Genomic DNA, 21,919 nt, shown 5'->3' on the forward strand with positions numbered 1-21,919 from the left:
GAGCGGGTGCAGGTAGAGAATATAGAACACCAAAAGTAAAGTCGCCACAAGGCGACTTTTTTTGATGTAGCGGGGCCAGCGGCAAATTGCACTTGAAAGTTTTCGGAGTGGCTTCTGTTCTAGGAAATCCAAACCTTATATTTCTTTGGCCAGCGTAATAAGCCTGCTCATGCCTTCCCGAATCTGCTGCTCATGTGCATAAGAGAAGGACAGGCGCAGCTTGCGACTGGCTGAATTATCCGAAGAATCAAATACGGTTCCGGGTACAAAGGCAACGGATTGTTCCATGCATCGGTGAAGCAGTCTTCCGGTATCCACACCCTCAGGAAGCTCTACCCAAAAGTTGAGTCCGCCCTCCGGCCGGGTCCACGTCCAGTCCGTTTCCAGCAGAAACTGTTCCATCACTTCCATCCGTAGCTGGATGGCGGTCCGCAGCTTGGACAGATGCTGATGCATACGTTCTGACTGAAAATAACGGAGAAAAAGCTTCTGGTTCAGAAGGGGCGTTCCGTTATCTGTCAGTGATTTTACAGCCTGTAGTCCCGGCATGAAACGCTGACGGCATATGATGGCTGCAATCCGTAGCCCGGGTGCAACATACTTGCTGTAACTACGGATGTACAGGGTGTGTCCGGTGGTGTCATAGGTGAAAATCGGTGCAGGAGGTTTATCCTTAAAATAGATATCATAGGTACTGTCGTCTTCGAGCAGAAAACATCCATACTGCTCTGCCAGTTCCGGTAACTGCTTGCGCTGTTCTACTGGAACATTCATGCCGGTTGGATTCTGAAAGGTCGGTGTCATATAAAAGAGGCGCGGCTTCTCACTTTTCATCAGATGTTCGATCTGCTCCAGATCATACCCGTCCGAGTGAATATCCGTAAAGACCAGACGAGCACCTTGTTTGCGGAAAATCTCCATTGCTGGTCCATACGTAGGCCGTTCCATCAACACCCGATCTCCGGGTTTGACCAGCGTCCGCGAGATGACGTCGATCGCTTGCTGGGCACCTGATGTAATTAACACCTCGTCTGCGGAGAGATAGAAGCGTTCTTTTTTCGTCAGATGGCTTGCCAGCGCGCTTCGCAATTCCAGATCACCCTGAATTGTGGAATACGTTCCGAGCAAACGGGGATATTGATCTAGCAGATCACGCATCAGTTCTCCCCAATACCGATTGGGAAGCAGGGCGGGATCAATCAGTGATTTGGAAAACTGGAATTCAGCTTCAAGCGACTGTACACGTGCGAGGGAGTCCCAATGCAGCCAGGCAGACACGGCGGGATCATCCGCCTGATCCGTTACTGAGAATGGAGTTGCTGGACTGACATAATAGCCGGACTTGTCCTTCACATAAACATTCCCACGTTCTTTTAACTCCTGATAGGCTTTGAAAACAGTCAGACGATGTACGCCGAGTAGCTCGGACAGGCTTCGTACAGATGGCAGCTTTTCATGTTCTGCCCACTCTCCCGCTTCTATACGTACAACGAGATAATGGATTACTTGCTCATATAGTTTCAGGCTGTTATCTGTCATCATCATGGTTCTGCCCACCCGGCTCACACTCCTTTTGAACTCTATTGTAACAGCTAATAGGCGACAACTGTTCTGTTTTGTTCATTCTGTTCTGTAGACCATGAGATATGATGAAGAACAGACAAAGGAGTGGTTATCATGGTGGGGATTGCATTTACGGTCATGTGTCTTATTTTCGGTACAACATTTCTGGCTATTAAAATTGGAGTAGAGGCAGGCATGCCGCCTTTTCTGTCAGCCGGATTGCGATTTGTAATCGCGGGAGCGCTGATGTTTGCATGGATGTGGATGAAGGGCAAAGTGAGCTGGTCACTCCTGTTCCGCAAGGAGATGTTGTTGACGGGAGCGGGTCTGACCTTCGGCACCTTTGCCACATTATATTGGGCTGAACAGCATGTGAGCTCGGGTGTGGGTGCCATTCTGTCAGCGACAGGGCCGCTGATGATTATGTTGATGCAGACGGCGTTGTTACGGCAAAAAACATCTGGCCGTATGATTACAGGCTGCCTGATCGGGTTCACCGGTGTGGTTCTGGTTGTGCTGCCAGGTGTATCGCTTGGTGCAGGTTCCTTGTTCATGTGGGGTTGTATCGCGGTACTGGTGGGAGAAGTCTGTTATTCAGCAGGTGCATTATACTCCAAAAAGGTCATTCATCAGTTCAAGGAGGCTAGTCCTGTAGCGATTAATGCGGTGCAGATGATGTATGGGGGATTGCTCTTAACTCTGCTCTCGGCCGGAACGGAATCGTGGAATATGTCTGCTCTGGACTGGGTGCCTGCCGTCTCGTCGGTGATCTATCTGACTGTCATAGGCTCCATGGTGGGGCATAGTCTGTTCTATTGGATTATGTCGCGAACCAACCCGTTATTCCCGGCAACCTGGTTATACATTTCTCCGCCCATTGCTGTAGGTCTTGGTGCTGTTGTCTATGGTGAGCATGTCAGCTGGGTTACATGGATCGGCGTGGTACTGGTCGTTTCAGGTCTGCTGGCGATGAATGAGAAGGTGAGCGGCTGGTTGAAGAAAGGAAAGCGTTCCTATTCAGTATCTCAAACCTCCAAACCTGTGGTGAAATAGGTGATGCGTAATTCTGCACAGGAATGAGAGCGATAATTCAATGAGTAGTACAGGAAACTAAACCATCCGTTTACGACATCTTGGATGACGTAAACGGATGGTTATTTGTTCATAAGAATTAAATATAGGTTATAAGAAGAAGCAGGATATGATATAGTGTGGAGTGCGTTTAACAAAGCGGAGAGGAGAAAGTTCTACCAAGCGAGAGTTTAATCGAGCATGTAAGTGAAAAGAAATTCTTAGAGTTCAATGAGTTTATGCAAAACAACTAGACTGGCATTAGGGAGTTACGTTATTATGGAAGATGAATTTCATGTGATTTCGATTGTTTTAGGTTTTGTTGCATTTTTAATTTATCTACTTTTTGCATTTAGTCATCGTTATCTAGCTTTTTATGGCTATTTTATCATCTGGGGTGGACTTTTATTTCTAAGTATTAAACTGGATATGGATTTTTACTGGGTGAATCAGGCGGTTCCTAGTATAGTGGGTAGTTTAATTGGGATGCTCTGGGGATTCTTTAGCAGTGCTGGAGAGGATGCAAGTCACTACCGGGCTGTGAAGAGGGAACAACGTGAGCGTGCCGTTAGAGCACTAGAGAAAATGGCTAACAAAAAATGAGTTTTGAGAAAGATGATAATACATAGTTACACTTAAAATAACAGCCCTACACAAGCGAGTTATCGTTGTACAGGGCTGTTGTTTTTTTATGTTTTGATCAGAACATAGTTTGTGCTGAATGCTTCGCTTGAACCGTAATCCGCCTTAATCACAAACTTCTCAATAACCGGATCTCCAGGTGAGCATGTCAGCTGGGTTACATGGATCGGAGTGGTGCTGGTCGTTTCAGGACTGCTGGCGATGAATGAGAAGGTGAGCGGCTGGTTGAAGAAAGGAAAGCGTGCGAGGGTGACAGTGCAGGCTTCCGAAACTGTTTTAAAATAGGTAAAGTTTGAAGGTATGCAGCTCAATCTCAAAATCAGCCCTTGATTTTAGGTTGAGCTGTTTGTTATTCCAACATGATGTTCTCGTTAACCAGTTGGTAGTAATATTCATCCATCTGTTCTGCCGTAACATTTTCATCGAAATGTTGTATCCACCACGTCACAAGTAAACGAATAACCCCCGAGTGGAACTCGGCTACCAGTTCAATGGGAAGTGAAAAATGTTTACCTCTTCTCTTCAATTCCAGAAAATCTCGTCTGAATATCTCTCCGATATAATGTATGAAAAAGTTGTTAAACCCCTCATCCTTCTGCTGGTTCTGCACGATAGTCTCCAGTACATTTCCGAACAGAATTTTAGATACGCTTTGCAAAGGCTGCTGTATCCGATCTTCTACATTCATGTGTAAATAATCCCGAAGGACCCAAGTTAGGGTGGAGGACAGTAGAGCAAATTTATCCTTAAAATGTTTGTAAAATGTTGTTCGGTGAACCATAGCTTTGTCACATATTTCATTAATTGTGATGTTGCTGAATAGCTGGCCTTTCTCACATAACAGATCGAGAAGCGCCATCGTTAACAATTTATGAGTTCGGGTAACTCTCAAATCCACCTTTTTATCAATCATTTTCATCTACATCATTTCCTTATTGTAGTTTAGCTATATAGTATCCTGATATTGATTCTTACTTGATGCGAGATTCCAAGTGTATATTGGTATTATAAGTAATTTTTTGATAGGGCTACAAGTGTAGATAAAATATGATGGATTAGAGAGGATGAAGTGGCGATGTCCGATATGAAAAAAGCTGTGGTAATTGGGGCAGGTATTGCAGGGTTAATCACTGCAAGGATGTTATCTGATTATTATGATGAGGTATGTATCATTGAGCGAGATGAATTACCTTCTGAACCGGGGAATCGGCAGGGTGTGCCTCAATCCTTTCATCCACATCGTGTATTACCGCGCGGCGGACTCATTCTGGAAAAGTACTTTCCCGGATACAATGACGAATTGGTCGCGCTTGGCGCCATTCCTTCAAATGAAGAGAAATTTGTGATTGCCAATCGCTACGGTACATTAGTTAATAAGGCAAATGCTAATTCCTCATTCAAAATTGCATCTAGCAGTAGAGCTCTGCTGGAGTGGGTACTGCGTCAGCGCGTCCAAAACATCGATCATATAAGCTTCTTAACGAGTACGGAAGTTACCGGGTTAATGGCATCAGAAGATCAGCGTTCGATTACAGGCGTGTATACCAAGGAAAGAGGCCGGAATAACCGGGAAGCAATGCTTGCAGCAGATATGGTTATTGATGCCGCGGGGCGTTCTTCCAAATTGATCAGATGGCTTGAACAGATAGGGGTGTCCGTGCCTGAGCCGGAAGTGCTGAAGGTGTCTCTTGGTTACAGCACCCGCTATTATAAGATACCATCCTCTATTCAAAATGACTGGGGAACGGTGATAACAGAGTCCGATCCTGTGCAAGGAACTCGTGCAGGCATGTTGTGGCGCATTGAGAATGAGATCGCTGGACTATTACTGTTCAACGCAGGAGGAGATGAATATCCTTCAACCCATCCGGATGAGTTCCAAGAGCAAATCAAACATCTGTTTGCTTCGGATGAAATCGTAGCGTTGGCAGACCAGCTGGAGCCGTTTCAAGGACCGCGGGGATACCGTATTTCCGAGTCTGTCCGTCAACATTTTGAACTCATGGAGAATTGGCCCTCCGGATTACTCGTCCTTGGCGATGCATTTTGCAGCTTCGATCCGATCCATGGCCAAGGCATGACGGTCGCAGCAATTGAAGCCGAGACCATAGGAAAATGTTTGGATGAGCAGCGAATACATCCTGAGCCGCAGTTTGAGCGCCAAATCCTGCTTCGTATGCAGCAGGCGATTGAACCGGCCTGGTGGCTTAGTTCTGTGGCCGATCTGCGCTGGAAAGGGGTCGAACAGGTTGGGCCTTCCCGAATGAAAGGGGTTACGTTTGCTCAGAAGTATATAAACTTGTTTACTAAGCAGGCGATGAAAAAGGCGAGTCAGGAAAATAATAATCATCTCTTTTTTACCCAGTTCCTGATGAATGCTCTAATCCTTCCTCCAAGTGAATACTTTAAAGGTGAAATCCTGAACATGATCCTGAACGACAATGGTTCCGAAGAAGAAATGGAGTTAAGAGCGGAGCTTGGTGTCCAAGATCCGGAGCTATTCCAGCAAAGAATAGATGAGATCATTCCGCCATTTCAACTGGAATTTGATGGGCAAATTAAGAAACTGTTGGAGTCTTTCCAGCATGCCATGAGCAAGTAAGAGACAATGAATCGTGGTGCGTGAAAGTAGGCAAAACATGAAACGAATAATTTTCAAATTCATAGCTAGCATTGTAATCTCATTCATTGTATTTTTTATTGTTTTTTTTTTTTTGCCGATGTCCCAGATACAAATCGTGTCATCTTATCTATGGCGATTACGATTTCACTACAATTATCCTTGATTACCGCATTGTTGCTCTCAAAACATAAAAAAAACAGAGAAATATACCTAATATAATCGTTTAAATAGGATAATGAACATATTTTTAAAATCAAAAAAACAGCCCTGCACGGCGAAATTCGCCGACTGGGCTGTTCGTTGATCTTATTTACTCTGCGTTCAGCACAAACTTCTCAATAACCTCTTTTACACCGTCTTCGTTATTACTTGCCGTAATGTAGTCTGCCAGCTCTTTCAGGGCAGGGATGGCATTGCCCATCGCTACACCAAGACCAGCAACTTCGAGCATCTCATGGTCGTTCCAGGAGTCGCCGATGGCAATACACTCGCTGAGCTGGTGACCGAAATGGTCAGCGAGGAAGGTCAGGGCGTGGCCTTTAGTTCCTTCATTATGCATGATCTCCAGGAAGTAAGGTTTGGACTTGGTGATATGCACTTGTGGTCCGAGCAATTCACGCAGGTCAACGGCAACCTTATCCAAGTAGTCTGGCTCATCGATAATAAGCAGCTTCGGAGTTTTTTGTTCGATCACTTTGATGAAATCAGATTCGATGTAATATTGGGTGCCGTTTAATTTGGCATAATCACGCAGCTTGTCGTTTTCCTCACGGGCATACAGCTTGTCGTCAATGTATGTTTGAAGGTGGAGATTGTTCTCCAGGCAGTAATCATACAATTTGCGAGAAGCTTCCTGTGGAACGTAACGCTCATAAAGGACTTTTTCGTCCAGCAGGTTTTTCACCAATGCGCCTTGATACGTAATGATTGGCACGTTAAGTCCGGTTTGACGAGCCAGCGCTTGTGCGGAAGCATAAGCACGTCCAGTCGCCAGCGTTACAGTTACACCATGGGCAACCGCTTGTTCCAGTGCAGTCTGTGTAGCAGGGGTTACTTCCTTGTTGTCGTTGATCAGTGTGTCATCAATATCGATTGCGATTAATTTGTAGGTCATCTGTATTTCTCTCCTTTTTTTATCTGTATCTATCTGGTATCTATACCCGACTTAATCTATATCAGTTCAATTAAACGTCTTACACGAGAACGGAGAGGACAGAAAAAACCTGAAGAAGCGGAGCGTTCGCCTTTATCACCGGATTTTCCCTTTGAAGAAGGGAATCAAAAAAATCTGGGGATAACAGCGATCGGAAGGTTATTCTGTCATCGGAGTGGCAGGTGTAAACATTCTTGAGTTGAACTTATATACCTACTCTTCCAGGAAAACAAGGCCAATAAAGTCTTCCAGCTCAAGGTTGCCGAAGTAATGTTTTACATCCAGGCCCTCAAGTGCAGTACGCACCTCGGTTTCCTCATACCGCTTGCCGCGCAGCATATTTTCAATATCAGCTACATCACCTACGCCGAAGAAGTCGCCAAAGATTTTGATATCTTCGATGCGTCCATCCTTGATGTTCATGCGCAGATCGATGATGCCGACAGGGAATTTGCGAGTGTGCTTCACATTGCTTTCCGGAGACAAGCCATAGTTCCAGTCCCAGTTGTTATAACGCTCAGCGGAGATTTCCTTGATTTTGTCCCAGTCCTTGTCAGTGAGCGTGTACTGTGGAACGTCCTTAGGCTCCATCCGGAAAATGTGACGTAACAGCTCATCGCGGAACTGCTCAATCGTCAGGTTGGTGTCAATCAGATCACGTATGTTGGCGACCCGGCTGCGCACGGACTTGGTGCTCTTGGATTTGAACTTCTCGGGATTGACGTTCAGGGAAGCCTGAACATGCTCCAGATTCAGATCAAACATCAATGTGCCATGACTGAACATGCGCCCACGTGTGGAAAACTGGGCGTTGCCCGAAATTTTCTTTTCGCCGACTTGCAGATCATTACGCCCGGTCAACTCGGCATTTACACCAAGCTCGTGCAAAGCTTCAACCACAGGTTGGGTGAACTTGCGGAAATTGTGGAAGGATTGACCGTCATCCGCTGTAATAAAACTGAAATTCAGGTTGCCCAGATCGTGATATACCGCGCCGCCTCCCGAAAGACGACGAACTACCTGCACACCGTTATCCTGAACGTACTCGATATTAATTTCTTCAATCGTATTTTGATGTTTTCCGATGATAATCGATGGACGGTTGATGTAGAACAGCAGATAGCTGTCATCCTCCATCGGCAGATGTTTCAGAATGTACTCCTCAATGGCAAGGTTTACAGAAGGATCTGTAATGCCCTGGTTGTCTACAAACAGCATGGTCATTCCTCCATTAATGTATGTGAGGGATTGCTAGTCCCTTATGTAGTGAACCTTGTATATCAAACGGAACCGAAATTCCTCTTCTATTGTAAACGAATTATGGTTGGGACACAAAGAAAACAGGATTGACCCACACCTCCCGTGCCATCCATAATAAAAAGGACATACAGAAAGGATGACGGAAGAATGACCGGTTATATCGAAGTGTTCGGACATGGCGGGGACGTGGAGACGGCTGCGTCACGATTTGGGAGGGAAGCCGCCGATTTTCTGGATTTCAGTGCCAACATTAATCCGCTCGGTCCGCCCAGAGGGGTGCTGGAGGCTATACAGCAAGGATGGCAGTCGGTGATTCGGTATCCCGATCCGGGGCATCGGGGATTCAAAGCACTGCTTAGCGAGCGTCTTGGTGTGAGGCAGGAGCAGATTTCCGTGGGCAACGGTGCAGCCGAAAGCATGGCGCTCATTCTGTTGGGGCTTGCCCCGCGCAAGGTGGGTACGGTGGAACCGGGATTCTCGGAGTACCGGGCGTTGGCACGACAATTCGGTGCCGAGGTTGTGCATACGGAGGGCAGAGAAGAACTGGCGTGGCGAGCGGGACCTGAGGAGATCGAGCAGCTCATGGAAAAGGTAGACCTGCTCTTCCTTGGCCAGCCCAACAATCCAAACGGTGTACAATATCCGCTTGAGGTATTGCAAAGGCTTGCCCTTAAAGCGGAAAAAACGGGAACCGTACTCGTTATTGACGAGGCATTTATGGATTTTATTCCGGTAGCCCGGCGTCAGTCCCTGGCAGCACATCTGAATGACTATCCAAATGTGATCATCATTCGCTCGATGACAAAGTTTTATGCCATTCCGGGCTTGCGTCTCGGATATGCTTTGGGCCGTGCGGAATACATCCAGGCGATGACGAAGAAACAGGTGACCTGGAGTGTCAACGGTCTGGCGCTCATGGCAGGGGAAGCCTGTCTGCGCAGCGGAGAACGGTACGAACAGGAGACCATAGCACAGATCACGCGGGAACGGGGGCGTCTCATCGAAGGACTGAAGGCGTACGGATGTGCGGTGACACCGGGAGAGGCGAATTTTATTTTGGTACGTGTGCCGGCCCCTTGGACAGCAGCATCAATGCAGGAGGCGCTGGGCAGAAGAGGCATCCTGATTCGCAGTTGTGCCATGTATCCGGGGCTTGACGAAGGGCATGTACGTTTCGCGGTCAAGGATGCAGACGCCAATGCTACATTGCTCGAAGTGCTGGGCAGCGTGCTGGAAACCAAGGGATATCCGAATGTCGATCAGTCCTCCATTCATGAATCAAGTCAGCAGGAGCAGACGAAAGATTCGGAACAGGCACAGGGAGGGAGGCGGTCGTGACACTCCCGTTTTATAACTACTTTGCGAATGGAGAAACAGGAGAGAATGAATATGCTTCCTCTTCCTGGCCCGGACTGAACATATCCGCATATGAACGACATATCAAAGCACAGAGCCCAAGGGCTGCCCAAGCGCTGTCGAGTGCAGTATATGGCGGTGGGATGATAGAACTGGATCGCATATTTAACATCTATGTGGACAGGCATTACCGCTGTGATGATCCGCCGCGTGATATCGAACAAGCGCTGAATGAATGGCATGAGCCGCGAGATCAATGCGCCGGATTATTGACGGCCGTAAGGCTGGAGCATACCTCCATTCAGGAATATACAAGTGATGAATTTGGTCTTCTGTGTTGCACCACTGCGGGTGTATCGAATGCCGCACGCGCGGGGTCGGAGAGAACGGTATTTGATGCGGCGGGAAATAAGACGATGTCTTCCGGCAGGGAGCGCTCTGCTCCTTCAGCACGGAATCTAACGATTCACCCCTATGTCCCGGGTACAATTAACATCATGCTCTGGTTGAATGGACGCATGACCACTGGGGCGATGGTGAATGCGGTACAGACGGCGGTGGAATCCAAAGCGGCCGCGCTGGCGGATGCGGGTGTTCTGGATTCGGAGAACGGGTTGCCCGCCACCGGTACCACAACCGATGCCATTGTGTTGGCGGTACGTCAGGCAGTGGAGGAACCTCATCCGATGATCACTTATGCCGGGACAGCAACTACGGCAGGGGCGGCAATTGGCAGATTGGTGTACGACACGGTGACGGAGAGCCTTCAGGCCGGACTGTTATGGAAAGAGAGGATCAAGCACAAATGACTTTTGAGCTGGAGCATCTATGGACCTGGCCATTCTGGACAGGCATGGCGGGAGCCTGGATTATTATACTGGCGTACCTGTTGGACCGATGTATCGGAGATCCGCGCTGGATTCCCCACCCGGTGATTGGCATGGGAAAAGGCATCTCGGCATTGGAACGTGTCATTCGCTCGCGTGTGCGCACAGAATTGGGGCTGAAGAGAGCAGGGCTGTTGTTCCCAATTGTGATTGCAGGGGGTTCTTTTGCCATCACCTGGGGACTCGTATATGTGATTGGGCTGATTCATCCTGTCATTGCAGCGGCAGCTGAAGTGGTGCTCATTGCAACGACCATTGCTTCAAAAGGGCTGAAGGATGCAGGTATGGAAGTGTATCGTCATCTGAAGCAGCAGGATTGGCCGGCGGCCAGAACTTCACTGGGCATGATTGTTGGGCGTGATACGGCGCATCTGGACGAACCGGAGGTTGTGCGGGGAACGGTGGAGACGGTTGCTGAAAATATCGTGGATGCCATTGTATCACCGTTATTCTATGCACTTATTGGAGGCGCTCCACTAGCCATGGCTTATCGCGCCGTCAACACGTTGGATTCCATGGTCGGATATAAAAATGACAAGTATCTGCATCTTGGCTGGGCCTCGGCCCGTCTGGATGATGTGGCGAACTGGATACCTGCGCGGCTGACCGCGATTCTGTTAATCGTGGGTGCCTGGGTCATGAAGCTGGACGCCAAAGGAGCAGCACGCATGGTCGAACGGGATGCAAGACTACATCCAAGTCCGAATAGCGGTTTTCCCGAATCAGCGGTGGCCGGAGCACTGGGCATCCGGCTTGGCGGACATAACGTGTATCACGGCGTTGCTTCATTTCGTGCCTACATGGGTGAAGCCACAAGGCCGATGGAAGCCGAGGATATTGTGCAAACGTCACGCCTGATGTTCTGGTCGGCAGGGGCTTTTGTGGTACTATGCGTGTTCATAACGCTGGGGGTGTGGCTAGCAGGAGGGACGCTGTTATGGTCATAAATGGAGGCAATGAAGTACATACGAATCAGCCTGAGCCGCTGAAACGAAACATTCTGTGGGTCCGTCATGGGACAACGTTATGGAATGTGGAAAAAAGATATCTGGGGCATACCGACATCGGTCTGCTGCCAAATGCCAAAGAAGAACTGGCTCCGCTTCATGAACAATTGAGCGGTGTTTCGTGGAATGAGGTATATTGCAGTGATCTGCTTCGCTGCCGGCAGACGCTGGAACAGATTCTTCCTGATGCCATCGGACAGGTGAAGTTTGACTCGCGCCTGCGCGAGAATGATTTTGGACAGTGGGAAGGGCTGACGTATGATCAGCTTAAGGATAACCCTGTGTACCGAAACTGGATTGATGCGCCGCAGGAGGTCACTCCGCCCGGGGGGGAATCGTGGCAGGAGTTTACCGGACGGTTGGATTCCTTTCTCCAAGAGATGTTGTTGGAGGGTCGTGCTTCGATGCATGTTGATGAGGGGCGCGAGTCAACCATAGTTGTGGTTACGCATGGTGGTGTCATCCGGTATGCCTTGTCCCGTCTGATTGCCGGGCTTGGGTTCTGGGATACACATGTCGTCCCGGGACAGGCGATTCAGGTTCAGCTTGATCAACAGGGGAATCAGTGGTTTGGCAGCAGAGTGACTTTTCCGCCGATCGGGTTGTAAGGATGTACAATATACCCTATAATCACAACAGAAGTGTGACTTCAGCATGGATACAGATACGCTGCAGGTGTGATGCCTGAACGATTATGCAGCATGCAGAAATTACACGACAATGGTTTACCATATCAGCGACCAAGGGTCCCGCGTGTGAAGGCTGTTTTCATGGCAAATTTAGTACGAGTCATGAAACACACATGGGTGAAATGGGGAAGCCGGTGCAAATCCGGCACGGTCCCGCCACTGTAAAACAGGATGATTCCTGTAAGTCAGGTTACCTGCCCTGGACGTACAAACCGGTGTTCCTTCGAGGAAAGGACAGCGTTTCGGGCTATTCTATGCGCATGGACAACCCTTGGTTGAACATGTACAGATCGCCATATGCGAGACGTCATCCCTGATCCTTGTCCAAGGATTGGGGATTTTTTATTGTTCATGTAAGATGAACCGAGACCAATTTTACACGAGGTCACTCCGATTGCAGTACCATCTTCCGATCGCTGTTATCCCCAGATTTTTTGATTCCCTTTTTGAAATGGAAAATCCGGTGATAAAGGCGAACACTTCGTTTCTTCAGATTGGTTCTGCACTCTCCGTTAGCGTGTAAATGTTGCAGTTCAAACCTTACACAGGAACACCAAGGCATGGGGAGTAAGAGTTCGAGCACGATGCAAGAAAATAGTACAAATAGAGAAGGGGAGAATAACAGAATGAATATCAAGAATTGGAAAAACGTAGCGTCCCTGCTAAGTGCAGCGGCACTCGCACTGGCTTTGGCCGGATGTGGAAATGCAACAACAAACGAGGGTACAGGTACTTCACAGCAACCGGCACAGGAGCAATCCCAAGGCCAGGCGCAGACGGACCTCAAAACACAATATCCACTTACCGTTACGGATGCAACGGGTGAATCGTTCACCTTTGAAAAGGCACCAGCCAAAATCGTATCCGTGTCTCCGGCTGAGACGGAATCCCTGTTTGCCCTTGGATTGGACGATCAAATCGTTGGTGTATCCGACTATGACGATTATCCGGAAGCGGCAACAACCAAAGCTAAAATGGGCGGTATCACCAAGCCCAATGAAGAGTCCATTATTGCAGCTGAAGCCGACATTGTCTTCACAGGTATCTCCATGAGCGAAGATGCGGTGAAGAAACTGCGTGAACTGGGCATTACCATTTTCAAAACGGATCCTAAATCCATTGACGATGTGATGAATAATATCGAAACCTTCGGTAAAATTACCGATCATCAGGAAAAAGCACAAGAAATCATCACTCAGATGAAACAGGACGTTACGGATGTAACGGAAGCAGTGAAGGCAGTTAAACCGGAAGATAAGAAAAAAGTATACGTTGAATTCTCCCCAGGCTGGACTGTGGGTAAAGGCGAATTTATGGATGAACTCATCACTGTAGCCGGTGGCAGCAATATTGCTTCGGACAAAGAGGGCTGGTATGAAATCAATGAAGAGAACGTGATTGCCTCCAACCCGGATGTGATTCTGTATGCTAATGATGTAATTGATGAAAACTCCAAAACACTGGATCAGATCATCAAGGCGCGCAGTGGCTGGGATCAAATTACGGCTGTGAAAAATGACGCGGTTATTGGCCTGGATGCCAACCTGCTGAGCCGTCCGGGTCCACGGGTAACTCAAGGGTTGAAAGAAGTAGCCAAAGCGATCTACCCTGACTTATTCCAATGAGTAAAAAGCTGATCCTGTTCGGAACGACGGGCATGGTGCTGCTGGTGCTCACCGTGCTCATCTGCACGGGCATTGGTTCAGTAGCTTTGCCGATCCGGGATATTGCAGGTATCCTGATTCACAAAATTCCCTGGGTGGGCGATTGGATTACACCGGATTGGAATAAGGCAGCCGAACAGATTATCTGGAAAGTCAGATTCCCACGTGTACTGCTTGCCGTGCTCGTTGGCGCATCGTTGGCGATTGCTGGTGCGGGATTCCAGGGGGTTCTTCGGAACCCGCTGGCAGACCCGTTCACCCTGGGCGTATCATCCGGTGCTTCGGTGGGTGCAGCCTTTCTGATTTTCTTCGGATTGCAGTATGCACTGATCGGAATCTGGACGTTGCCACTGGTGGCGTTTTTGACGGGTGTAATCACGTTATGGTTTGTTATGGCACTGGCTCGTGAAGGGCGTAAAATACCTACACACAGCCTCATTCTGGCTGGTGTGGTCATGCAAAGTTTCCTGGGCGCAGTTGTTTCCTTCCTGTCGACCATGTCGAAACAGACGATTAATGAAATTATATACTGGACGATGGGAAGTCTGGCTCTGCGTGGGTGGTCGTATACGGCCATCCTTTTCCCGTATTTTCTGTTAGGGCTGGTCTTTCTCTGGAGCCGCGCACGCTCGTTGAATGTGCTTGCACTGGGAGAACGTCAAGCGGCACATATCGGGATCGGAGTGGACAGACTCAAGCTGTCCGTGCTGGCAGTTGGCACACTGCTGACTGCTGGGGCTGTCTCGGTATCGGGTGTCATTGGATTTGTTGGATTGGTGATCCCGCATATGTTGCGGCTGGTGGTGGGGCCGGATTACCGACTGTTGGTACCTTTGTCTGCCATTGGTGGTGCGATCTTCATGGTGTGGGCAGATACCATCGCAAGGTCGTTGCTGGCGCCAACTGAAATTCCGCTCGGTGTTGTCACCGCCTTTGTTGGTGCGCCGTTCTTTGCTTACCTGCTGCACCGGAACAAAAAGTTGCAGAAGGGGATGATGCCATGAATTTCAGTACCAGTTCCAACTCGACTTCACTTATCTCCATTAAGGGAGCAGGGAAGTCATATGGCAATCATCAGGCATTGCGTAATGTAGACTGGCATGTTGGCGAAGGTGACTGGTGGGGAGTTGTCGGACCAAACGGCAGCGGCAAGTCTACCCTGATCCAGCTTATTGCCGGAACGGAACAGTTAAACGAAGGTCAGATCCGTATCGATGGTCGAGATATTGGCTCTTACAGCCGTAAGGACCTGTCGCGCATGATCGCTGTATTGCAGCAGGATGGCTTGCCAGCCATCTCCTATCCCGTGCGAGACGTGGTGGAGATGGGGCGATATCCATACCAGAACTGGCTGGGGCGGGAAACGGGTGATGGGGCACTTGTAGTGGACAAGGTGCTTGAAGATCTAGGATTGACAGAGCTGGCGGACAGACCGCTGGATGCACTCAGCGGCGGGCAACGGCAGCGAGTCGCACTAGCCAAAGTTATGGCTCAGGAGCCGCGGTTACTGCTGCTGGACGAGCCGACCACGTTTCTGGATATTAAATATCAATTGCAATTCATGGAATTATTATCGGCATGGCGACAGAGAAATAACATTACAATTGTGGCTGTGCTGCATGATTTGAATCTGGCCGCGTTATTTTGCGATCACATTCTGGCGCTCCGTGAGGGTATGGCGGTTGGAAAGGGCACACCTCATACGTTGATCAACGATGAGAATATCCAGGATATATTTCGCGTCAAACCCGCGATTGTCTCCCATCCCGACCATGCCATACCTCAACTGCTGCTGCGGCGGGACATCGATTAAATGAAGCGGGGCAACCATATTTTGATGAAGGAAGTGCTGGTTGTATGAATAATGAACAGGTGTTGGAGCATTTAATAAGTAAGATTACTGCTCCTGACCAGGAAGTGGCGGCAGAAACCTCTGCGCATGTGGATTCGTTGACGAAGCCGCCGGGGAGTCTGGGCAAATTGGAAGAGCTGGTGATCCGTTTGGCAGGCATGACGGGCAATGCACGTCCGCGTTTTGATCACAGGGCGGTCATTGTCATGGCCGCAGATCACGGCGTAGTGGAAGAAGGCATCAGTGCCTTTCCTGCTGAAGTGACCCCGCAGATGGTCCTGAATTTCCTCGCTGGAGGTGCTGCGGTGAATGTGCTTGCACGTCACGCCGGAGCTGATGTGATCTGTGTGGATATCGGGGTGAATGCCGATCTTGAACATCCGGACCTGCTCTCCCGCAAAATTCGCAAAGGCACGGCCAACATGGCCCGAGGGGCAGCGATGACCCGGGATGAGGCAGTTCGGGCTATCCTTGCAGGAGCCGAAGTTGTATCGGCAGAGGTGGCGAAGGGAACACAGCTGTTTGTCACCGGGGAGATGGGAATTGGCAACACAACTGCAAGTGCTGCGGTAATGAGCGCGTTAACCGGAGTTGCACCAGCTGCCGCTGTGGGGAGAGGTACAGGGATTGATGATGCAGGCTTGCAGCGCAAGGCTGCTGTAGTCAGCCAGGCGCTTAGTGTAAACGCACCGAACCCGGATGATGCACTGGATGTTCTGTGCAAGGTGGGTGGACTGGAGATTGCTGGACTCACGGGGGTTATCCTCGCAGCAGCTGCTCATCGGTGTCCGGTCGTTGTAGACGGGTTCATCTCTACCGCGGCAGCGCTGGTTGCAAGACAACTTGCACCTCTGAGTACGGCTTATATGATCGCTTCTCATACTTCACATGAAAATGGGCATGGAGCGCTGCTGCGTGAACTGGACCTGAAATCGATGCTGGATCTGGACATGCGTCTGGGTGAAGGCACAGGCGGTGTGCTTAGTCTTCATCTGATTGACGCAGCATGTCTCATTCTGAACGAGATGGCAACCTTTGCAAGCGCGGGTGTCTCGGACGGGGCAAGCCATGCTTCGGACTCTGCTGCGTCGGTTGATTCATCCCTGCAAGGAGAGAGTTCCCGATGAGCGTACTGGTGACAGGCGGCGCACGCAGTGGCAAAAGTTCCTTTGCCGAGCGTCTCTGCATGCAACGTTCCTCGGAGGCCTGGTATGTGGCGACAGCTCAGGCCTACGATGATGAAATGCGTGAGCGTATCGCCATGCATCAGCATCAGCGCGAGGCATCGGGGTATCTGTGGCATACAACGGAAGAGCCGATACATCTGCCTGCTTTGATAAGCCGCATGGGTGAAGGGCATACAGGGACTTCTGCACCCACCGTTCTGGTGGATTGCCTGACGCTGTGGCTGACAAATGTTCTGTTAGCGCATGAGCATGACGAGAAGCAGGTGTTACAGGGACATTTGGACGAGCTGGTTGAAGCGATTCGAACCTATCCCGGTTTACTTGTTCTGGTTACGAATGAAGTGGGGGACGGGATCGTACCGGAATATGCCCTTGGCAGGAAATATCGGGATTTGGCCGGTGTACTGAATCAGCGCATTGCAGCGATATGTGGTGAAGTATTTCTGGTGACCGTGGGCATTGCGATTGAACTAAAAAGCAAGGAGTACCGCTTATGAAGGAGGGCACGCCTGCTCCTCAGCGCAAACATGCGGCGGCCGCCGCTTTTCAATTTTTGTCCCGTTTCCCTGTCAAAATGCAAATCGATTTTGTCCCGCCGCTGCTGCGGGAAAGTGTAGTCTTTTACCCGCTGGTCGGTGCTGCAATTGGTCTGTGTGTCTGGCTCTTGGGAGCCTTAAGTGGTGCAGTGCTTCCCGCATTTCCGGCTGCCATCCTAACTTTGACGTTATGGGTATGGCTCACCGGAGGGCTCCATCTTGACGGATGGATGGATACGGCGGATGGTTTGCTCAGTTATCGTACCCGTGAACGAATGCTGGAGATTATGAAGGACAGCCGTGTCGGGGCCATGGGAGTAATTGCCTGTGTGCTGCTGCTCATGATGAAAGCGGCGCTGATCGCCGATTTTATTGCCCAGGGCCACTGGGTGTACGGTGCGCTGCTGATCCTGCCCATGATCTGGAGCCGTTGGTTCATGGTGTATGCAATGTCGGCCTGGCCGAATGCACGCGGAGATGATGGACTTGCGGTATTGTTCAAAGGTCTCGGTGAGCGGAAGGAAGTCCAGCGTGCACGCAGCTCAGCCGTGGGGCTGACCCTGATCGCAGGGGCGGTTACGTTTGCCGCGGTGTGGCTTTTCAAGCCGGATATGGGGATTGCAGATGCGATGGTGAGTGGGCTGGGAACACTGCCATGGTGGCTATACCCGGTGACGGCAGTTATTATACTGCCTGTGGCGTGTTATTATATCGGCCGATTCGTGGCTGCCCGGATCAGTGAACGGCTCGGCGGTTTAACCGGGGATACGTATGGTGCCATGAATGAGCTGCTGGAGGCGGCTTTGTTGACCGTGCTGAGCGTGCTTCAAGGACTGTTCTGGCTGTAACTTTTGAAGTAAGAAGCAGTATAGAAAGTGTTACGCATGAGGTTGGGAGCAAGGTGATCTGGATATAACACGGAGACAGGGGGAGAGAGCGTGGAAGATAGGCCATCACAACCAGCGGCGGTACTGATGCTGCAAGGAACGGCTTCTGATGTAGGCAAAAGTGTCATCACAACGGCATTGTGCCGGATTTTTAAGCAGGATGGCTTCAAGCCAGCCCCGTTTAAATCACAGAACATGGCACTGAATTCCTATGTGACGGAAGATGGCAAGGAGATTGGTCGGGCTCAGGGAGCACAGGCCGAGGCCTGCGGTATTGAGGCGACAACCGATATGAATCCAATCCTGATCAAGCCGGTGCGGGACATGCATTCGCAGATCGTGGTACATGGTGTACCTTTTGCCCAGATGAGTGCATCAGATTATCGCCAGAAGTTTCTGCCTGAAGCAAAGCAGACGGTGATGGATGCGTTGAATCGGCTACGGGATACCTATGATATTGTGCTGATGGAAGGAGCGGGCAGTCCGGCCGAGATCAATCTGAAGGACCGGGATATCGTCAACATGAATCTGGCAGGCTGGGCCGATGCGCCGGTGATTCTGATCTCCGATATTGATCGGGGCGGAGTGTTTGCTTCCATTGTAGGTACGCTGGAGCTGCTGGAACCCCATGAGGTGGCGCGAGTCAAAGGGTTCATTATCAACAAGTTCCGCGGTGATCTGTCCCTGTTGCAGCCGGGACTCGACTGGCTCGAAGAACGGACAGGCATTCCAGTATTAGGTGTATTGCCTTACATAAGAGATATTCAGATTGAAGCAGAGGATTCAGTGGTGCTGGACTCCATGCGTCATGGGAAATCCGGCAAAACCGAGCTGGATCTGGCGGTGATCCGATATCCGCGAATCTCCAACTTTACAGACTTTGACGCACTTTCCCGTGAACCGGATGTGAATGTGCGTTACGTGACCTCGCCAGAGGAATTGGGCAGTCCTGATGCCATTCTTCTACCGGGTACGAAGGATACCATAGGTGACCTGGCATATCTGCGTGAGTCTGGGCTGGAGCAGGCGATTGCCAGTCAGACCGAACGTGATAACGTTCAGCTCGTAGGGATATGTGGTGGATACCAGATGCTTGGAAGACATCTGAAGGACCCGTTTGCAGTGGAGGCGAATCAGATCCAGGAAGCGAAGGGACTTGGCTGGCTTCCGCTATCGACAACATTTCTTCAGGAAAAACAGACAGTCAGGGCTTCCGGACGGGTGCAACCTCAGAATCCGATTCGTCTGTTTGGTGAACCAGATGTGGAAACATCTCCATTACCTATTCATGGATATGAGATCCATATGGGTGTTACAGAGTGCCACGAGCCTGAACGTGTAACCGCACTATTTGAAATATCCCATCCAGGTGGCCAACCTTTCCAAGAAGGCTGGGGCTCAGTAGATGGCAGCGTGTGGGGAACCTACCTGCATGGTTTGTTTGAAAGTGATCAATTCCGACGTTCGTGGCTGAATGCCTTGCGTGCAGGAAAAGGACTGCCGCCGCTTCAGGAGACATATAGTGCGCATGAACGTAAGGAGATGGAGTTCGATCGGGTAGCCGAATCGTTGCGTTCGGCATTGGATATGAAGCGTGTGTACGAGATTATGGGTGTTCAGGCACCCAAGTGAAACAACAATACCCCCATGTCCGACAAACCGTTCTCTAAAAACGGAATGTTAGCGGCATGGGGGTATTATATATCCTATGATTAAATGAGGTTTAAAACAGGTGATGATAGGTTAATGGTTAACCTGTTAGTTTATTTTGAAATTCTTCATAGCGGATTGCAGCTCTACAGCTTGTTCATGCAGATGACGAACTGTATTCGAATGTGAATCCATCTCGCTGAGCTGAAGATCTGCTGTTGAAGCAATCTGTAGCATACTTTCACGGGATTTGGTCGTAATTTGTGCCGTTTCTTCAACGGACGCACTCACTTCTTCAGCACCAGCGGATACTTGTTGTGTAGAAGCAGAGACGGTCTGAATGGTCAGATTCACGTTCTGGATCAATTCATTCAGCTGCTGGAAGGCTGAGCCTGCTTGTTGAACAACAGTTGTACCTGAACCAATCTCCTGGGTTACACGGTTCATGGCATCAACCGAGCGTTCAGCATCTTCACGAATGGTACCCAGATAATCCGATATTTCTTCCGTGGCTGTCTTGGATTGCTCGGCAAGTTTGCGAACTTCTCCAGCAACAACAGCGAATCCGCGGCCATGTTCTCCGGCACGTGCTGCTTCAATGGAGGCGTTGAGTGACAGCATGTTAATCTGTTTGGTGATTTCAAAAATGGAAGCAACAATGGTGCCGATGGCTACCGAACGTTCATTCATAGTTTCGACATAACGCAACGATTCGCTTGCTGTCTGGCCTACACGCTCCATCTGCTCAATGGCATTCTGAGCCAGTCGGTTACCGTTTACTGCCTCGTTGGCTGCTTCACCAATCTGGTCAGATACTTCAGCGGAAGAAGAAGCAATATGCATGATACCTTGCGTAATTTCTTCCATAGCTCTGGCGTTCTCGGATGCGCTTGACGCAATGCTGATACTACCTTTTTCTGCATCTTCTGCGGAGCGGCTGGAGTTTCGAACCATACCAGACATCGATTCAACTCGCTGAAGCAGGTCATTGGAACCTGACACAACTTCATTGGATGTAGACAAGGCACGGCTAATCATTTCTTTCAGGTTATGCGTCATCGTCTGGAAGCTTGCGGCAAGCTGGGCAATTTCATCTTTACCTTTGATCTCTAGTTCAGCGGTCAGATCGCCTTGGGAAATTTGTTTACTATGTTGGACAAGCTTGATGATCGGTTTGGTCACTCTTTTGATCATACTAGTGGAGATAAGCCACCCGAGCACAAACACTAATGCTGTAATCCCAAGACATAACCAGAAAATCTGGGTAATCTTGTCTTGAATGAACTGGGCATCCATGCTCACAGCCATAATCATGTTACTTCCTGCAATGGGGATAAAGGCTGCTTTATGTACACCAAAGGAATCGGAGTAGACCTCACTGATTACCATTTCTTTGTTCTCAATAGCTGCATTCATTGCGGGTTCTACACTGATCTCATCCTGCGCTTTCATGCCTGAGGAAGAGTTGGCAACAACCACTTTGGCTGAGCCATCTTGAATAGCAACAACGTAAGCCGCATCCAGATTATGTTCTTTTGCTTTATCTGCCAGATACGATTCCACGGTCATGGCAGCACCTTCAGAACCGGCTCCGCCACTCTGTACCTGTAGGATTTTGGATGCTGAAGTATTCTTGTATATATCCTGAATGGACGTGTTTAGGACTTTGTCAAACTGCGGCAGCACGTAGCTTTGAATAATATTCATCGAAACGGCGTAAAAACTAATACTGAACAACAGGGAAGCAACCAGCAGAACGAGGAACAAAGTGCCTCTGATTTTACCGGCAACGGTGCGATTACGAAACATATGATCATCCTTTCACGTCAAGTTCATTAACATTGTCGCTTTTCCGTAATCCTAAGACCTATCTACCAATGAAGAAAGACCTA

Annotated in this window: 19 protein-coding genes and 1 riboswitch; of the genes, 14 read left to right on the forward strand and 5 right to left on the reverse strand. The window is 49.4% G+C overall.

Annotated features, from left to right (window positions below; all coding sequences use genetic code 11):
• Positions 1 to 135 precede the first annotated feature (135 nt).
• The gene (locus QNO02_RS07165; protein ID WP_289391547.1) at positions 136 to 1,557 is read right to left on the reverse strand and encodes an aminotransferase-like domain-containing protein; all 1,422 of its coding nucleotides are present in this window, start codon (positions 1,555 to 1,557) and stop codon (positions 136 to 138) included.
• A gap of 120 nt (positions 1,558 to 1,677) precedes the next feature.
• Here QNO02_RS07165 and QNO02_RS07170 point away from each other — a divergent pair, with 120 nt between their 5' ends.
• Together QNO02_RS07170 and QNO02_RS07175 are read left to right on the forward strand one after the other, a co-directional pair.
• The gene (locus tag QNO02_RS07170; RefSeq protein ID WP_289391548.1) at positions 1,678 to 2,616 is read left to right on the forward strand and encodes a DMT family transporter; all 939 of its coding nucleotides are present in this window, start codon (positions 1,678 to 1,680) and stop codon (positions 2,614 to 2,616) included.
• A gap of 297 nt (positions 2,617 to 2,913) precedes the next feature.
• Complete coding sequence (locus tag QNO02_RS07175; RefSeq protein WP_074094012.1) at positions 2,914 to 3,237, forward strand: hypothetical protein; 324 nt, start codon at positions 2,914 to 2,916, stop codon at positions 3,235 to 3,237.
• Between the two features lie 388 nt (positions 3,238 to 3,625).
• Here QNO02_RS07175 and QNO02_RS07180 read toward each other — a convergent pair whose 3' ends face one another.
• The gene (locus QNO02_RS07180; protein ID WP_289391549.1) at positions 3,626 to 4,195 is read right to left on the reverse strand and encodes a TetR/AcrR family transcriptional regulator; all 570 of its coding nucleotides are present in this window, start codon (positions 4,193 to 4,195) and stop codon (positions 3,626 to 3,628) included.
• A gap of 156 nt (positions 4,196 to 4,351) precedes the next feature.
• Between QNO02_RS07180 and QNO02_RS07185 the strand changes: the two genes are divergently transcribed.
• Positions 4,352 to 5,878 (forward strand): NAD(P)/FAD-dependent oxidoreductase, encoded by a 1,527-nt coding sequence (locus QNO02_RS07185; RefSeq protein ID WP_289391550.1) that lies wholly within the window; start codon positions 4,352 to 4,354, stop codon positions 5,876 to 5,878.
• Between the two features lie 331 nt (positions 5,879 to 6,209).
• On the opposite strand, the gene QNO02_RS07190 is transcribed toward QNO02_RS07185, so the two are convergent.
• The gene (locus QNO02_RS07190; protein ID WP_062833159.1) at positions 6,210 to 7,013 is read right to left on the reverse strand and encodes a Cof-type HAD-IIB family hydrolase; all 804 of its coding nucleotides are present in this window, start codon (positions 7,011 to 7,013) and stop codon (positions 6,210 to 6,212) included.
• Positions 7,014 to 7,265: 252 nt separating this feature from the next.
• On the reverse strand, positions 7,266 to 8,270 hold the full coding sequence (gene lplA, locus QNO02_RS07195) for a lipoate--protein ligase (protein WP_289391551.1): 1,005 nt from the start codon (positions 8,268 to 8,270) through the stop codon (positions 7,266 to 7,268).
• A gap of 189 nt (positions 8,271 to 8,459) precedes the next feature.
• Between lplA and cobD the strand changes: the two genes are divergently transcribed.
• The 11 genes from cobD (at position 8,460) to QNO02_RS07250 (ending at position 20,009) form a co-directional block, all read left to right on the forward strand.
• The gene (gene cobD / locus QNO02_RS07200; protein WP_289391552.1) at positions 8,460 to 9,650 is read left to right on the forward strand and encodes a threonine-phosphate decarboxylase CobD; all 1,191 of its coding nucleotides are present in this window, start codon (positions 8,460 to 8,462) and stop codon (positions 9,648 to 9,650) included.
• A complete protein-coding gene (locus tag QNO02_RS07205; RefSeq protein ID WP_289391553.1) occupies positions 9,647 to 10,477 on the forward strand; it encodes an adenosylcobinamide amidohydrolase in 831 nt (276 codons plus the stop codon). Before cobD ends, QNO02_RS07205 begins: the two co-directional genes overlap by 4 nt.
• A gap of 44 nt (positions 10,478 to 10,521) precedes the next feature.
• Positions 10,522 to 11,502, forward strand: a complete 981-nt coding sequence (cbiB, locus tag QNO02_RS07210; protein WP_289392704.1) for an adenosylcobinamide-phosphate synthase CbiB — start codon at positions 10,522 to 10,524, stop codon at positions 11,500 to 11,502.
• Complete coding sequence (locus QNO02_RS07215) at positions 11,493 to 12,170, forward strand: histidine phosphatase family protein (RefSeq protein WP_289391554.1); 678 nt, start codon at positions 11,493 to 11,495, stop codon at positions 12,168 to 12,170. Before cbiB ends, QNO02_RS07215 begins: the two co-directional genes overlap by 10 nt.
• A gap of 166 nt (positions 12,171 to 12,336) precedes the next feature.
• Positions 12,337 to 12,467, forward strand: a riboswitch (cobalamin riboswitch).
• A 410-nt stretch (positions 12,468 to 12,877) separates the two neighbouring features.
• The gene (locus tag QNO02_RS07220) at positions 12,878 to 13,876 is read left to right on the forward strand and encodes an ABC transporter substrate-binding protein (protein ID WP_289391555.1); all 999 of its coding nucleotides are present in this window, start codon (positions 12,878 to 12,880) and stop codon (positions 13,874 to 13,876) included.
• Positions 13,873 to 14,919 carry a FecCD family ABC transporter permease gene (locus QNO02_RS07225; protein ID WP_133386799.1) on the forward strand — a complete coding sequence of 349 codons (1,047 nt, stop codon included), beginning with the start codon at positions 13,873 to 13,875 and terminating at the stop codon, positions 14,917 to 14,919. Before QNO02_RS07220 ends, QNO02_RS07225 begins: the two co-directional genes overlap by 4 nt.
• Positions 14,916 to 15,728: an ABC transporter ATP-binding protein gene (locus tag QNO02_RS07230; RefSeq protein ID WP_289391556.1), complete on the forward strand. Its 813-nt coding sequence runs from the start codon at positions 14,916 to 14,918 to the stop codon at positions 15,726 to 15,728. Before QNO02_RS07225 ends, QNO02_RS07230 begins: the two co-directional genes overlap by 4 nt.
• Positions 15,729 to 15,772: 44 nt before the next feature.
• Positions 15,773 to 16,894 carry a nicotinate-nucleotide--dimethylbenzimidazole phosphoribosyltransferase gene (cobT, locus tag QNO02_RS07235; RefSeq protein ID WP_289391557.1) on the forward strand — a complete coding sequence of 374 codons (1,122 nt, stop codon included), beginning with the start codon at positions 15,773 to 15,775 and terminating at the stop codon, positions 16,892 to 16,894.
• Positions 16,891 to 17,451 (forward strand): bifunctional adenosylcobinamide kinase/adenosylcobinamide-phosphate guanylyltransferase, encoded by a 561-nt coding sequence (gene cobU, locus QNO02_RS07240; RefSeq protein ID WP_289391558.1) that lies wholly within the window; start codon positions 16,891 to 16,893, stop codon positions 17,449 to 17,451. Before cobT ends, cobU begins: the two co-directional genes overlap by 4 nt.
• Complete coding sequence (gene cobS / locus QNO02_RS07245) at positions 17,448 to 18,338, forward strand: adenosylcobinamide-GDP ribazoletransferase (protein ID WP_289391559.1); 891 nt, start codon at positions 17,448 to 17,450, stop codon at positions 18,336 to 18,338. Before cobU ends, cobS begins: the two co-directional genes overlap by 4 nt.
• A 126-nt stretch (positions 18,339 to 18,464) precedes the next feature.
• Entirely contained in the window at positions 18,465 to 20,009 is a 1,545-nt protein-coding gene (locus QNO02_RS07250) for a cobyric acid synthase (RefSeq protein WP_289392705.1), read from the forward strand.
• A gap of 126 nt (positions 20,010 to 20,135) precedes the next feature.
• Here the strand turns inward: QNO02_RS07250 and QNO02_RS07255 are convergent, their stop codons facing one another.
• Positions 20,136 to 21,836, reverse strand: coding sequence for a methyl-accepting chemotaxis protein (locus tag QNO02_RS07255; RefSeq protein ID WP_289391560.1), 1,701 nt, complete (start codon positions 21,834 to 21,836; stop codon positions 20,136 to 20,138).
• Between the last annotated feature and the right edge of the window lie 83 nt (positions 21,837 to 21,919).

It is taken from the genome of Paenibacillus sp. PK1-4R, assembly GCF_030369595.1.
GTDB lineage: Bacteria > Bacillota > Bacilli > Paenibacillales > Paenibacillaceae > Paenibacillus.